The sequence below is a fragment of the Rubneribacter badeniensis genome (assembly GCF_002899695.1).
GTDB classification, from domain to species: Bacteria; Actinomycetota; Coriobacteriia; order Coriobacteriales; family Eggerthellaceae; genus Rubneribacter; species Rubneribacter badeniensis.
Genome location: NZ_PPEL01000012.1, coordinates 1 through 13,524, shown reverse-complemented (window position 1 = coordinate 13,524; position 13,524 = coordinate 1). Strand labels below are relative to the sequence as shown.

At 65.8% G+C, this 13,524-nt stretch carries 13 protein-coding genes; 5 read left to right on the top strand and 8 right to left on the bottom strand.

Annotated elements, in window-relative coordinates:
- Positions 1-8: 8 nt before the first annotated feature.
- From C2L80_RS03855 to C2L80_RS03820, 7 genes are all read right to left on the bottom strand, one after another.
- Complete coding sequence (locus C2L80_RS03855) at positions 9-425, bottom strand: hypothetical protein (RefSeq protein WP_103262685.1); 417 nt, start codon at positions 423-425, stop codon at positions 9-11.
- 602 nt (positions 426-1,027) lie between these two features.
- Positions 1,028-2,311 carry a homoserine dehydrogenase gene (locus C2L80_RS03845; protein ID WP_092201055.1) on the bottom strand — a complete coding sequence of 428 codons (1,284 nt, stop codon included), beginning with the start codon at positions 2,309-2,311 and terminating at the stop codon, positions 1,028-1,030.
- 555 nt (positions 2,312-2,866) lie between these two features.
- On the bottom strand, positions 2,867-4,222 hold the full coding sequence (gene lysA / locus C2L80_RS03840) for a diaminopimelate decarboxylase (protein ID WP_092201052.1): 1,356 nt from the start codon (positions 4,220-4,222) through the stop codon (positions 2,867-2,869).
- A 224-nt stretch (positions 4,223-4,446) separates the two neighbouring features.
- Positions 4,447-4,707 (bottom strand): type II toxin-antitoxin system BrnA family antitoxin, encoded by a 261-nt coding sequence (gene brnA, locus C2L80_RS03835; protein WP_092201049.1) that lies wholly within the window; start codon positions 4,705-4,707, stop codon positions 4,447-4,449.
- Positions 4,685-4,957: a BrnT family toxin gene (locus C2L80_RS03830; protein ID WP_092201046.1), complete on the bottom strand. Its 273-nt coding sequence runs from the start codon at positions 4,955-4,957 to the stop codon at positions 4,685-4,687. The genes brnA (C2L80_RS03835) and C2L80_RS03830 overlap by 23 nt, the downstream gene beginning before the upstream one ends.
- Positions 4,958-5,187: 230 nt before the next feature.
- Positions 5,188-5,454 (bottom strand): type II toxin-antitoxin system BrnA family antitoxin, encoded by a 267-nt coding sequence (gene brnA, locus C2L80_RS03825; RefSeq protein WP_092201043.1) that lies wholly within the window; start codon positions 5,452-5,454, stop codon positions 5,188-5,190.
- Positions 5,432-5,704: a BrnT family toxin gene (locus C2L80_RS03820; protein ID WP_087197057.1), complete on the bottom strand. Its 273-nt coding sequence runs from the start codon at positions 5,702-5,704 to the stop codon at positions 5,432-5,434. Before C2L80_RS03820 ends, brnA (C2L80_RS03825) begins: the two co-directional genes overlap by 23 nt.
- A 677-nt stretch (positions 5,705-6,381) precedes the next feature.
- Between C2L80_RS03820 and C2L80_RS03815 the strand changes: the two genes are divergently transcribed.
- Positions 6,382-6,777 carry a molybdenum cofactor biosynthesis protein MoaE gene (locus tag C2L80_RS03815; protein WP_092201076.1) on the top strand — a complete coding sequence of 132 codons (396 nt, stop codon included), beginning with the start codon at positions 6,382-6,384 and terminating at the stop codon, positions 6,775-6,777.
- A 196-nt stretch (positions 6,778-6,973) separates the two neighbouring features.
- Here the strand turns inward: C2L80_RS03815 and C2L80_RS03810 are convergent, their stop codons facing one another.
- The gene (locus C2L80_RS03810) at positions 6,974-8,494 is read right to left on the bottom strand and encodes a flavocytochrome c (RefSeq protein ID WP_193602623.1); all 1,521 of its coding nucleotides are present in this window, start codon (positions 8,492-8,494) and stop codon (positions 6,974-6,976) included.
- 1,154 nt (positions 8,495-9,648) lie between these two features.
- Here C2L80_RS03810 and C2L80_RS14075 point away from each other — a divergent pair.
- From C2L80_RS14075 to C2L80_RS03790, 4 genes are all read left to right on the top strand, one after another.
- Positions 9,649-10,551, top strand: coding sequence for a helix-turn-helix transcriptional regulator (locus tag C2L80_RS14075; RefSeq protein WP_087197124.1), 903 nt, complete (start codon positions 9,649-9,651; stop codon positions 10,549-10,551).
- Between the two features lie 283 nt (positions 10,552-10,834).
- Entirely contained in the window at positions 10,835-11,464 is a 630-nt protein-coding gene (amaP, locus tag C2L80_RS03800; protein WP_087197052.1) for an alkaline shock response membrane anchor protein AmaP, read from the top strand.
- 27 nt (positions 11,465-11,491) lie between these two features.
- Positions 11,492-12,187 (top strand): DUF2273 domain-containing protein, encoded by a 696-nt coding sequence (locus tag C2L80_RS14260; RefSeq protein WP_239938688.1) that lies wholly within the window; start codon positions 11,492-11,494, stop codon positions 12,185-12,187.
- Positions 12,188-12,329: 142 nt separating this feature from the next.
- On the top strand, positions 12,330-12,857 hold the full coding sequence (locus C2L80_RS03790) for an Asp23/Gls24 family envelope stress response protein (RefSeq protein ID WP_087197050.1): 528 nt from the start codon (positions 12,330-12,332) through the stop codon (positions 12,855-12,857).
- Positions 12,858-13,524 lie beyond the last annotated feature (667 nt).

Genomic DNA, 13,524 nt, shown 5'->3' with positions numbered 1-13,524 from the left:
ATGCGCCCTTATGACTTCATCGTGCTCTCGGTCTTGCACTTGGGGCACACCACGCGCAGCGTGCCCTTGCCGCGCGGCACCGAAAGCACCTGGCCGCAGCCTTTGCATGTGAAATAGCGCGTGGTCTTGCGGTTCGCCCACGCCTTGCGCGCAAGCGAGAGCTGCTTGCGCGGTTTTTCCACCGCGCGCTCGAATGCGGCGTTCTCGCGGTCGCGCGCGGCAACGTTCTTCGAATACGAACGGAACAGTGCGTACGCGAGCGCGATCAGCGCCACCCACGAAAGCACGTCAAGCCCCGGAACGATGGAAACGAGCAGCAGCACGATGCCCACGACCATGAGGAAGCTCGACAGGGTGTCGGCGCCGCGCCGCCCCTGCATCATGCCCGCGAGCTTCCATTGCAAACGCTCGAGAAAACCCTTCACGATACTGCCCTCTTTCCGTCTCTTCGTCTTCCCCGCGCCCCGCCCGCCTTGCGGGAGAGGCGCGCGCCGTCTGCGACACGCACGGCGGCGATCGCGCGGAACCGCCGTGTGCGGCAGCGCGCGAAGCTCTCACATGCGAGCGCGCCCTCGCAGGGGCGCGCCGGGATCGCTCTCTCGAGCATATAGTATTAAACTAAAACTATCTCTTCGCCATCGCACCGCGTCTGTCAACGAACCGACACGTTGCGGTCACAAAGCGGCCACAGGCTGTCCATCGAAGCGCCGAGCCGCCCGCGCCGGCAACCCGCGCACCGCAAAGCGCCGAGCCCGTCCGTGCCGGCCACCTCTGCGTCGCAAAGCGATGCCCGCCACCGAAAGGCAGCGCGCTCGCTACCCCGCCCGCTGCGCCTCCCCGGAAGGGTGTCGCGGCAGCGGGGAGGGGTCGCCGTCCTGCGAGATCACCCCCCCCCAAAAAAAACGCCCATCCCCCTGCATGATCGCAACCGCAAGCGCGTAGTCCCGCAGCGCGCTCGGTGCTCCGCTCGCGCCGCCAACGTTCGCGCCACCCACGTTCAACAGGCGCAACATACGCCGCGCGAAGCCTAGTCCTCCACGCGGATGACGCTCGGCTCGTCGCGCAGCACGTCGTCGAGCTCGGCGATCTCGGCCAGCACGTCGCGAACGCTCTTCTCGCGCGCCGTGTGCGTGACGTACACAAGATCCACCGAGCCGCCGTCCTTCTTGCCGCGCTGCACCACCGAGTACACGCTCACGTTGTGCTTCGCGAACACGCCCGCCATGGCGGCCAGCACGCCGGAGCGGTCGGCCACCTTGAAGCGGATGTAGTACTTCGTCTTGAGCTCGTCCATCGGCACGATGGGCAGATCGTCGGTGCAGGTGCAGCCCACGATGGGGCCGATGCCCTGCTGCACGTGGCGCGCCACTTCCAGCACGTCGCCCATGACGGCACTCGCGGCCGGCCCCGCGCCCGCGCCCTCGCCGAAGAACATCGTCTCGCCCACGGCGTCGCCCGTCACGTAGATGGCGTTGTACACGCCGTTCACCGTGGCCAGCTGGTGCGACAGCGGCAGCATGGTGGGATGCACGCGCACGTCGATACCCTGCGGCGTACGATGCGCGAGCGCCAGCAGCTTCACGCAGTAGCCCATGTCGCGTGCGGTGTCCAAATCCATCGTCGTGACGGAGCGGATGCCCTCGGTGTGCACGTCGCCGATGGTCACGCGCGAGTTGAACGCGATGGACGCGAGGATGGCGATCTTCGCAGCGGCATCGAATCCGTCCACGTCGGCAGAGGGATCGGCCTCGGCGAAACCCTTTTCCTGAGCCTCGCGCAGGGCGTCGTCGTAGCTCAAGCCGTCCTCCACCATGCGGGTGAGCATGTAGTTCGTCGTGCCGTTCACGATGCCCATGACCGAGCTCACCTCGTTGGCGATGAGCGAGTGCTTCATCGGGTCGATGATGGGGATGCCGCCGCCCACGCTGGCCTCGAACGCGATCTCCCGACCGGCCTCCTCGGCCGCATGCATGACCTCCTCGCCGTGCGTGGCCATGAGCGCCTTGTTGGCCGTGACCACGTTCTTGCCCGCGCGCAGCGCGCCGAGCACCACATCGCGCGCCACTGTGGTGCCGCCGATGAGCTCGATGACGATGTCGATGTTCGGATCGTTCAGGATGTCGCGGTAATCCTGCGTGAAGAGGTCCTCCACGCCGTGCGCGATAGCCTGCTCGGGGTTGCGCGAGCACACGCGCGCCAGCTCCACATCGATGCCGTAATGGCGCTTGAAGTCTTCGCGATGGCTCTTCAGGATGTCGATGCACCCGCCGCCCACCGTGCCCGTGCCCACGAGTCCCAGTTTAACCGTCATGTCAGTTCCCTTCCTCGCCAACAGCGTCGCGACGACGCGCTTAGCGCACTACTGTAGGGCAACATCGCCGCCGGATGCCGCATCCCGGAAAGAAAAGCGGCGAACCTCCACCATGCCGCCCGACAGGGGACGGGAAGAGAGCGTTGGGAAGAAACGAGGATCGGCAGATGCGCAAGCCTTTCCCAGACAGACAGGCGCCCTCGCGAACGGACGCACAGCTGACTCGGGAGACGAATCGCGAGATCGCCTCGAAGCCATCCGCTCAACTCACGAAGCTCCATCGGGCGCTCCCGCATGGCTCGACAGGGCCCGCCTGCCTCAAGACGCCAGATAGGCGACGGAATCCTGGAGGACGCCCTCGTCCAACGCCCCTGCGAACCTCACGCGCCCGTTTTCCAGCACCATAACGAGATCGCAGCACTCCGCGACGAAAGGCGGCGGCGCACAACGCACGAAACGCTTCCGAAAGGCACGTCCACCCGGCTCGATTGCGGCCATGCAGCACGAGCGCCCCAACCCTGTCGCAGCCCTCGTGCGACGCGCGCCGGCCCTCTCCTACACGTCCCGCGCCATCAGGTCGTCGTACGTTTCCCGGCGCGTGGTCACGCGCGCTTCGCCGTCTTTCACGAACACGACAGCAGGACGCGGCTGGCCGTTGTAGTTGCTCGACATGGTGTGATTGTACGCGCCCGTGCCGAACACGGCCACGATGTCGCCGAGGTCGGGGCGCTGCATGGGCATGTCGACGACCACGGCATCGCCGCTTTCGCAGTGCTTGCCCGCGATGGTGACGATCTCGGTGCGCGGGTGCGCCGCCTTGTTGGCGATGACCGGCTCGTAGTCGGCGTGATAGAGCGCCGTGCGGATGTTGTCGGACATGCCGCCGTCCACGGCCACGTACTTGCGGATGCCCGGCAGCGTTTTGATGATGCCCACGGTGTACAGCGTCACGCCCGCGTTGGCCACGAGGCTGCGACCCGGCTCCACGAGCAGCCGCGGCAGGGGCACGCCATGCTTCTCGCACGCGGCGCGCACCGCCGCCGTGACGGTTTCGGCGAACTCGTCGATGGAGGCGGGCTTATCGGCAGCCGTGTACGCAACGCCCAGGCCGCCGCCCATGTCCAGCTCGCCCAGTTCGACGCCGTAGCCCTGTTTGATGCGCGCCATGAGATCCACCATCACCTCGACGGCCTCCGGATACGAATGGAGCGCGAATATCTGCGACCCGATGTGGCAGTGCAGACCCGCCAGACGCACGTTCGGCGCTGCGAGCACGTCGTGCACGCAGCGGTACGCGAAGTCGTCCCGCATGGTGAAGCCGAACTTCGAGTCCTCGCAACCCGTGCGGATGTACTGGTGCGTGTCGGCCTCCACACCCGGCGTGATGCGCATATACACAACCTGTTCGACGCCCAGTTCGCCGGCAATTTGAGAGATGCGGCCAAGCTCGATGCGGCTGTCGATGATGATGCGCCCCACGCCCGCGCTTATGGCCTCGCGCAGCTCCTGCGGTGTCTTGTTGTTGCCGTGCATGAAGATGCGATCGGCGGGAAAACCCGCCGCCAGCGCGCACGCCAACTCGCCGCCGCCCGACACGTCGAGGCACAGCCCCTCGGCGTTCACGATGCGCGCGGCTTCCTTGTTGAGGAACGCCTTGCTGGCGTACACGACGGCGGAGTTTTCGTGGCGGCTGCGGAAGGAGCGCAGGTAGGACTGCATGCGGGCACGCATGTCGGCCTCGTCCATCACGTAGAGCGCCGTGCCCTGTTCGCGGGCCAGTTCCACCATGTCGACGCCGCCCACGAACAGATGGTCGTCGCGCACCTCGGCCGTCAGGGGAAGCACGGCTCCCAGCTCCATGGTCGTGCGATTGTCGGGTTGTTTGCTCAAGTCGGCTGCAGGCAGTGCCACCGCGGTTCCTTTCCGTGCGTTCTGAGAATGCGCCTAGTCTACCATCGCCGCCAGCCGCTTTCATGTCCAACAGGTGAAATCTTAGAATTCCGCGAGCAAGGCCGCTGCGGGCCAGCTGGCGGCACGCCCTCGCCCCCCCCTACGACCGCGCTCCGAGATTATTCCGCATTTGGGAGGAAAGGCGACCGCCCGTCCAGATCGGTACGCCCGACAACGTCCTCCACCTACGCCGAACGGGCGGCGCGCATACGGTCGATGCGGTCGGCGATCCAGGTCTTGATGACCGCCTGGCGGTTGATGCCCAGGCGCTTGGCCTCGCGGTCCAACTCGTCGATCATCCACTCGGGGAAGTCCACGTTCACCCGCCGCAGGTCGGTGTCGAGGTCGGGGCGTCGAATGGTGGAAAGATCCAAATACTCGACAATGTCCTCCTCGCCCTCGTCAAATATGCGGTCGAATTCCTCAGCCTTGATGCTCTTCGCCATAAATCGCAACCTCCTTCTTCCGAGAGCGCCGAACCGAAATGATGCGCACCACCAAGCCGCGATACGTGATGATGGCCGTCCAATGCTTGCCGCCGATCATGCCTATGACGGCGTACCGAGCCTCATCCTCGTACGCAACGTCCACCTCCACGAAACGCGGATCCTCCCACAGCCGCTTCGCCTGCTCGAAATCGATGCCGTACTTGGCGCGGTTGCGGGCGCTTTTTACGGGATCGTACTCAAAAAGCATAAGCACGCCTCCATATTGGTATATATTGTATACTTTTTGCGCTCTGATCGCAACCACCAGCATAGCAGCCCGACCTTGCGCGGGAATGGCGTGCATCCAGCAGATCGCCGCCGTAACCCAGCGTGGTTCCGATGACGTTTCGACGCACGTCGAGCGCTCTTCTAGCGCAATTCCGTCGCGGTTCTCACGCACTTCCAGCGAATCCACAACAATGCGACCGACGACTTCGCCTACGCCGAGCGGGCGGCGCGCATGCGGTCGATGCGCTCGGCGATCCAGGTCTTGATGACCGCCTGGCGGTTGATGCCAATGCGCTTGGCCTCGCGATCCAGCTCGTCGATCATCCACTCGGGGAAGTCCACGTTCACCCGCCGCAGGTCGGTGTCGAGGTCGGGATACGACACCACGGCCTTATCGAGGTCAAGATAGTCAACGATATCCTCGTTCCCCTCGTCGAATATGCGGTCGAACTCCTCAGCGCTGATCCTCTTCGCCATACACCTCGACCTCCTTCTTCCTTGAGCGCCGAACAGAGATAATGCGAATCCGCTCGCCTCGGCGCGTGAACACCGCCGTCCAATGCTTTCCGTCGATCACTCCAAGCGCGACGTATCGCACCTCTCCGTATTCGCCCAGCGACGGAACCGTCACCACTTTGCCGCTCCACAGCCGCTTCGCCTGCTCGAAATCGATGCCGTGCTTGATGCGGTTGCGGGCGCTTTTCGCGGGATCGTATTCAAAAAGCATAGGCACGCCTCCATGCTGGTATATATCGTATACTCTTTGCGATCCGATCGCAACCATCAACTTACCAGCCGAATCTTGCGCCGGCATGGCGCACATCCAGCGAAACAGCGCCTCGATCCCATGCTGATCCCATGCGAGCGCCACGTAATCCCACCGCAGATCGCACGCAAATCCCCTGCATCTCCGACGCAAGTCCAACCCAAGTCTTTTGCGTTCCCAACGCGGATCAAACGCAAACCCCTCCCATGCGCCCTCACCGCAGACCGCACGCAAACCCTCATGCGCTCCTGGCACGGGCTCGACACAAGCGCCATGCAATCCCGACACGGACCCGACGCGAGCGCCATACAATCCCGATACGAACCGCATGCGTCCCCAACGCAGGTCCGACGCGAATCCAACGCGAGCAGTGCGCATCCCTCACGCGGATCTCACGCGCATCCAGCACGCCTCCGCTACACTCCTCCCGTCCCCGCTTCCGTCCCCGTGCCGCGCACCGTGCGCGCCCTGTCGCATCCGCTCTCGCACACAAGCCGCATTCCGCTTTATACCCTAGCAAAATCCTGTGATTACGCGGGACGGCACTCGCCCGCCGCGGGGAAACCGCTACAATGATCGCCGTTAGATACGAAACCCGCCGCGCACGCGCGGGCGGGCGCAACATCGAGGAGGGCCCCATGGCCAAGCAGGAACCGTCCATCGATCAGTGGCTTGCCGAAGCGAAGCAGGATCCGAAAGCCGCACAATGCGGCATGTTCCTCACGCACAACGGCGTGGTGCGCGTAACGCCCAAAAAGCACGTGCGCGAAGGCGTCGAAGGGCTGGGCGACGTTGCCCAGGTGGAGTTCTCCTACGATGCCGCCGGCGTCGACGCAGCCGTGGCCGAGGCGCTCACCTGGCCCGGCGTGTACTACGTGCGCGTGTGGCTCAACGAAGGCGTGCTGGAGGTGGGGGAATCCATCATGTACGTGCTCATCGGCGCCGATATACGCCCGAACTGCATCGACGCGCTGCAAAAGCTCGTCGGCAAGATCAAGAACGACCTCGTGGTGGAGAAGGAGATCTTCGCGTAGAAACGCAAGCAACCGCAGGAAAGCGAGCGTGAACGTGAACGCGAACGCACTTTCCGCAGTCTCCCACGCATAGCGGGCAGTCTTCCGGCGCACGCACCGCACACGCCGCACGCCCAGCCTGACCGAAAGCCCGCACGCAAACGCACGCGGGCCGCGGCAAAAGCCGCGGCCCGCAGGGAGGGAATACCCGAAACGGCTACGCCAGGGCGTCGGCCACCACTTCGCCGACGTTCTTGCCGAACACGATGATGTCGCACACCGCGTTGCCGCCGATGCGGTTGTCGCCGTGGATGCCGCCCGTCACCTCGCCAGCCGCGTAGAGGCCCGCGATGGGGTTGCCGGACGCGTCGAGCGCTTCGCACTTCTCGTTGATCTTCACGCCGCCCATCTCGTGATGGATGCCGGGAGCCACCTTGATGGCGTACATAGCGCCCTCGGCGAAGGCGATGCAACCCTCGGTGCGGCCGAACTCGTCGGCTGCACCGTCGGTGGTGATGGCGTTGTACGCGTCGATGGTGGCTTGGAGCGCGGCCGCATCCACCTCGATGGCCTCGGCCAACTCGGCCACGCTGCCGCCCTTCTGCACAAGCCCGGACTTCTCGTACTTCGCGATGGCGGTGTTCGCGTCGTACACCTGCTGGTCGAACACGCACCAGGCGAAGCCGCCGGGCTGCTCCAGCTCGGCCGCCGACACCTTGTCGCGCGTGGACATCTCGTCGAAGAAGCGGTTGCCCTCGCTGTTCACAAGGATCGCACCGCCGCCGCGCACGCCCTCGGCGATGAGTGTGGACGTCTCCTGCTCGACGGTCGGATGGATCTGGATCTGCTCCATCTGCACGAGCTCGGCACCCGCGTCTTCGGCCATCGTGTAGCCGTCGCCGGTCGCACCGGGCTGGTTCGTGGTGACGTAGCCTTCGAGGTCGGGGCGGTACTTCGTCACCATCTCGGCGTTCGCGCCGAGGCCGCCCGTGGCCAGAATGACCGCCTTGGCGTTGATCGTCGTGTCCTTGCCATCAAGGTCGACCTTCACGCCCGTCACCGCGTCGCCGTCCTTCACCAGCTCCTTGGCCTCGCAGCTCATCTTGGTGGGGATGCCGCGCTCTTCCGCTGCGGCCACCAGGCCGGGAACGAGGGTCAGGCCCACTGCCGAACCGTCCGTCGGACGATGGCAGCGCTTGACGGACATGCCGCCGGTCAGCGTGATGTTGTCCAGCTTGATGCCCAAGCTGTCAAGCCAGTCGATGGCACCGGCCGAATTGTCGCACATGAACTGAACGAGCTCGGGATCGCCCGTGTTGTGGCCGCCGTCGAGCGTTTCCTGGGCGAACAGGTCGTTGCTGTCCTCGATGCCCTGCTCTTTTTGGAACTTCGTCTCCGAGGCGTTCATGCCGCTCGACGAGAAGTTCGTGTTGCCACCGTTCACCGCCATCTTCTCCAGGATCACGATGTTCGTGAGCCCCTTGTCGTACGCGGCGATGGCCGCCGAGAGGCCGGCGCCGCCCGCGCCGATGATCACCGCGTCGTACGACTCACTCGTGCCTTCGCCCGCTCCCGAGCCGCCGGCGGCCGTGTCGCCCGACGGCGCGCAGCCCGTCAGGCCGAAGCTGCCCAGCACGCCCAGAGCGCCCATCGCGCCCACGCCCGCAACGAAGCTGCGACGCGTCAGGCGGTGGGGACGCGTCGTTGCGCCCGTCGCATTCTTGTCATGGTTCGTCATACCATCGTCCTCCCTCTTTATCTCACCTTGCGACCCCGCCTTTCGTGCCGAAGCCTGGCGAGGGCCGCGCCGAAACGTTGTCCACCATACTCAAATGCTTCCTGAAGCAAACACCCAAAGTGGGTGTTATTGACAAAATGGCTTATACTGAATCAAAGGAGTAGCATTTTTAAGGAGAGGAGGGGCGCTCGTGGAGAAGAAGGCTCCGAATACGGAGGGGGGGGGCATGGATGGCGGCTGCCTTCTCGAAACCCGGCGTTATGCCCGGCATCGGCCTCTTTCTTCTGTTCGCAGGCATTTGGACGGGCGATAGCGCGCTTATCGGCCTTGCGCAGCCGTCGGGAGGCTACCTGCCCATCCGCGTGTTCTCGCTCGCAGCGTACGCCGCGTTGTTCATTGCGCTGAGCGGCGGGAAGGCTGTTCGGAGCCCCGGTCGCCCGCCGCGACCCTCGCGCGCGCATCGCCCGTCGCAACTGTTGCGGCTGTTGCGCCCGTCATGGCTTGCGCGCTCGTCGCGCGCGCAAGCGAGCCCATCGGCACACCCAACACGCTTCAAACGGTGGGCCGCCTTGGGATGCGGGCTGTTCGCATTGGGAGCCGTAGGCGTGCTCGCGCTTCGAGGACAGGATGCCGGCGCGCTCGTTTTGGTTCCGCTCGCGTTTGCGAAGTGCGTCGGGCCCCTTTTGAGCATCCCCCTCCTCGCATCGTTCTCGACGTTGCCGCGACGCACGGCAACGAGCGTCTCCACGATCTCGCTTGCGTGCGCGTTCGCCGTTGAGCCGATAGCTCGAACCGCGGTCGCCGCGACCGAGTGGGGCCCGGAAGCGCTTTTGGCGGCTGGCGCCGTCCTGCTCGGCGCGGCAGGGTGGGCATGCTCGCGCGCGGCGGCACAGGCTGTCCCGCCAACGACCCAAGCCGACCCGCGCGCGATAACGGGCGACGCCGTCACGCGCTTCCTTCCCATCGAAGACGCCATCCCATCCCGCCGCGCCGAACAGGGCGATGTCGCCGCCGCACGCGCCGATGATCCGGCAACGCGAGGACGCGGCGAAGGCCGACAGACGGCCCCTCACGTTCGGCGGCGCGTTTTCCGGCATGCACCTTCCGACGGCCTTCTCACCAGAAGCTCATTGGTCGGCATCGCGGGAACGGTCATGCTGCTGGGATTCATGCGAACGGAGGGATTCCCCGGAGCCGGCATAGGCGCGGCACCGGCCCTCATCGTGCTGGTCGCAGGCCTGTTCGCAACCGGACGCCTCCCCGCGCTTGAAGCGCACGAGCTGTTCCGCGCCGCCGTCGTGTGCACTGCGGCCGGATTCTTGCTCGATCCCGTCCTCTCCCCCGTCGCGCCCGATGCGGAACAGCTGCTTGCCGGAGTGGGCGCCACGTTGTTCGAGATCGTTGTGTGGACGACCTCGGCAATTATCGTCGGCTCGTGCGGAAACCGGCTGCGTGCCGCTGCGGCGACGCGCTTGGCAGCCGTTTCAGGCCATCTGCTGGGAGCGCTCGTCGCCATGGCGGCGACAGCCGTCGGCGACGCGATTCCCCAGGCCGAGGAGGCGGCGTCGCTCTTTCTCGTGTTCGCGTACGTGGTGGGGCTGTTGTACCTGTCGGGCGACAAAACGCTGCGAAGCGTCCTGTCCGCGCAGGAGCGCCCCCGCGAAGACGCGGGTCGCCGCGCAGGCGCGACCTCGGCGGCGACGACGGACAGCGCTTCGGCGGGCGCGAGCGACCTCGCGTCCGCGCCTGCGCCCACTCCCGCCGATTCCGCGCCCGCCCACAACCTCGCACCCGCCGACCTCCTGTATTGGAAGCGCCCCTGCGCCCTCGTCGCCGAAGCCTGCGGGCTCACGCCGCGCGAGACGGAAGTGCTCGAGCAGCTTGCGCAAGGGCGCGACCTCGCCTTCATGGAAGAGCGCTTCACGATCTCGCGCAACACCATCAAGATGCACACGAAGCGCGTGTACGCCAAGCTGGGCGTGCACAGCAAGCAGGAACTGATCGATCTCGTGGATTCCGTGCGCGAACGCGAGCGGTTCGCCGAGGGCGACCGGTAAAGCCGCGTGTCGCCCGCCTTCCGACCTCTACGCCGTCGCCCACCACGCACTGTCGTCCGTCACCGCACATGCCGAGCTGGCGCGACATAACGACACCGGCGCCGCCCTTTCCCGCAAAAAAACACCACGCGCTCCTCCTACGGAGTCTCAACGCCATGGCAAACGTCCGGCGGCACTTGCGCGCGAGCGGGCGCGCCGACACGCGCTTTCCCCTAGAGTGGTCGCACCCTATCCGACAGCGCGCCGCACGCTCGGCGCGCGCACGAGAAGAAAGGCGGCAACCATGGGAAAGTTCAGACGCTTTTGCATGATCGTGTTCGTCATTGCTGCCGTGCTGGGCGTCGGCGTCCTCGCATCCTTGTGGTTCGCGTGGGAGCCTTTGTTCCCCGCAATCGCATGGCTGATGGGCATGCCCTGGTTCTACGTGGTGGAGGCCGTGTTGCTGGGCATCACCGCAGTAGGCCTGCTGGTCGTGCTCATCCGCGCGATCTCGGCGCCGGGCAAGCACTCGCAGCTTGAGCTCGAACGCGGCAACGGCAGCATCGCCATCACGCAAAACGCCATCCAATCCACGGTGAAGCACGTCGTGGAAGGGCATCGCGGCATGTCTGTCAACTCCGTGAAGGTGGACATCGCGAACAGGCGCGAGCCGCGCATGACCATCCACGCGAAGATCGACCCGGGTCGCAACGCCGAGCTGGGACAGCTTGGCGCGAAGCTGCAAGACGAGATCGCCGCGACGCTCGAGGCGTTCACCGGCTACCCGGTCGACAGCGTGCGCATCACGTTCGTCGGCGACGCGGACGTGGTCACGCCCGCGTTCACGCAGCAGGCTACGAAGCACGACGCGGACGCGCAGCGGCAACACCCGATGCAGCCGGTTCCGGCCCATGCCGTGGGCAAGAGCGCGTAAGGAGGTGTCCGCATGAGCCAAGCAGTGATGGAACGGCGCGTCGCGAACGCGCCGAGCGCAGCGGAGAAGCCCCCGGCGTCCACACCGAAGAACGGTCGTGAACCCGCACGTCCCGCGCAGCGCGACACGCGACCCGTCGTGCGGGTCGTCGGCACACGGCACGGCGACGCCGCGCACGATGCAACCTCGAGGGATCGCACCGACCGCACCGACCACAGCGCATCCCCCGCCGTCAGCATGCGAGATGACGCCAAGGCCACCATCGACAGCGCGCGCGGCAGCGGCGAAGCCACCGCCGACAGCGCGCGCGGCAACGGCAAAACCGACAACGCGCGCGCCATGCGTGAAAGTGCGGTCGAGAGCGGCGCGGACAAGCCACACGGCGACGAGCCGGAAAGCGCCGCCAAGCCCGTCAACGAGGCCGGCAAGGCCGACGGGTCCAAGGAGAACGCCGACGCCGCCCCCGACACGGACGAACAGCGCAGCCGCGGCGTGTACGCCAGCGTCAAACGCGCGGCGACTTCTGCCGTGGAGCAGCACGGCCATGCGGTGCTCTACGGGATCGTCGGCTTCGTCGCGGCGGCGCTCATCCTCATCGTGGGCTTCTGGCCCACGGTGCTGCTGGCGCTGTTCGCCACCATCGGCGCCGCCATCGGCATGTACCGCGACGGCGATCGCACCACCCGCGAGCGCGTGAGCAGCGTCCTCAAGCGCTTCACCTGATCGACCCGCACAAGCTGGCGGCGCACGTCCCGCAGCTGGCGGCATGCGACCACCCGTCCGCAACGCGAACGTCCGGCACGCCCCAGCCGTCCGACGTGCGCCGCCAGCAGCGCAGCGTTCAATCCGACAGAAAGGAAGCACCATGACCCAGAGCACTTTGAACCCCACCAGCACCAAGAGCACCTACGACCCGTACTCCTCCGTAGACGAGAAGAACAAGGACAAGAGCGATTCCTTCGACCTGCGCGATCTTGAGGACGTCTCGGCCGAACCGGTGTACAAGCTGGTCATCAACGAGAACGTCGTGGAGAAGATCTCCTCGCTCGCAGCCCAGAAGATCGACGGCATCATCGATATGAAGGGCAACGTCCTCTCCCGCATCCAGGAGGGCCTCGGCGGTGCCGACAAGACGAAGGGCGTCGATGCCGACATCGTGGACGACGCAGGCGCCAAACTCGACCTCGACGTCATCCTCGAGTACGGGAAATCCGCTCCCCAGGTGTTCGACGAGATCAAGAAGGTCGTCGGCGACGACCTCAAGGACATGACCGGCCTCGAGGTGATCGAGATGACCGTGAACGTGGTCGACGTCATGACGCCGGACGAGTACGCCCAGAAAAACGGCGGCTCCAACAGCGGCGACGGGCAGCAGGACGGCTCGTCCAACTAAAGGACGCCGCCTCGGCGCCGTGCTGCGGAGCCGCCCCGTCCGCGCTCCGCACCCCACCTTCCAAGCCCGCCGCGCACCACGCGCGGCGGGCTTTCGTATGCGAGCCGAAGCTGCGGTCCGCGAACACGACCGCGCCATGCACGAGGAATCAGCGCACAGGAAGGGCCGAACGCACGGAGTCGGAGTGTGACGCGAGCGCAGCGAGGGGGGGGGGCAGCAAGTCGCACGCATTCCGAAGCGAGCAAGCCGACAGGTACGCTGAGCGCGCTATCGAGCAAAGCTGCGACACGTGAGGAGAAGCCGGCGATTCGCTTCGATCACGGACGGCGCGACGCCCCGTGGCTCCACGCGCCATCCCGCCATCTACCCCCGCCCGTGCACGCCCGTGCACGCAAATCCTCCATTTTTGGCCACGAAACCGCGTTCTGGCACAAATCGGCCCCACTCCGACGACGCATCGGCTCTTCCGAGATCGCCGACCTGGGCTTTCGCCACGGCAGAACATGCTTTTGCTACAAAAATGGACAGTCGCCGTGCCAGAGGGGGTGCGGACAAAAAGTTGGACACTCCGGTGTCCGGATTGGAGTCCGCATGTACCCGTTGGAGACCAGGGAGCTCGCCGTGGAGGCCGTCGCGGCGGGGTTCAGCCTGACCGAGGCGGCCGAGC

Excerpts from the sequence above, each read along its gene's own strand:
- C2L80_RS03810 (WP_193602623.1), bottom strand. The coding sequence starts at position 8,494 with ATGACGAACCATGACAAGAATGCGACGGGCGCAACGACGCGTCCCCAC.
- C2L80_RS14075 (WP_087197124.1), top strand. The coding sequence starts at position 9,649 with ATGCTGCTGGGATTCATGCGAACGGAGGGATTCCCCGGAGCCGGCATA.
- C2L80_RS03815 (WP_092201076.1), top strand. The coding sequence starts at position 6,382 with ATGGCCAAGCAGGAACCGTCCATCGATCAGTGGCTTGCCGAAGCGAAG.
- C2L80_RS14260 (WP_239938688.1), top strand. The coding sequence starts at position 11,492 with ATGGAACGGCGCGTCGCGAACGCGCCGAGCGCAGCGGAGAAGCCCCCG.
- C2L80_RS03790 (WP_087197050.1), top strand. The coding sequence starts at position 12,330 with ATGACCCAGAGCACTTTGAACCCCACCAGCACCAAGAGCACCTACGAC.
- C2L80_RS03820 (WP_087197057.1), bottom strand. The coding sequence starts at position 5,704 with ATGCTTTTTGAATACGATCCCGCGAAAAGCGCCCGCAACCGCATCAAG.
- C2L80_RS03845 (WP_092201055.1), bottom strand. The coding sequence starts at position 2,311 with ATGACGGTTAAACTGGGACTCGTGGGCACGGGCACGGTGGGCGGCGGG.
- C2L80_RS03830 (WP_092201046.1), bottom strand. The coding sequence starts at position 4,957 with ATGCTTTTTGAGTACGATCCCGTAAAAAGCGCCCGCAACCGCGCCAAG.
- amaP (WP_087197052.1), top strand. The coding sequence starts at position 10,835 with ATGGGAAAGTTCAGACGCTTTTGCATGATCGTGTTCGTCATTGCTGCC.
- brnA (WP_092201049.1), bottom strand. The coding sequence starts at position 4,707 with ATGGCGAAGAGCATCAAGGCTGAGGAATTCGACCGCATATTTGACGAG.
- brnA (WP_092201043.1), bottom strand. The coding sequence starts at position 5,454 with ATGGCGAAGAGGATCAGCGCTGAGGAGTTCGACCGCATATTCGACGAG.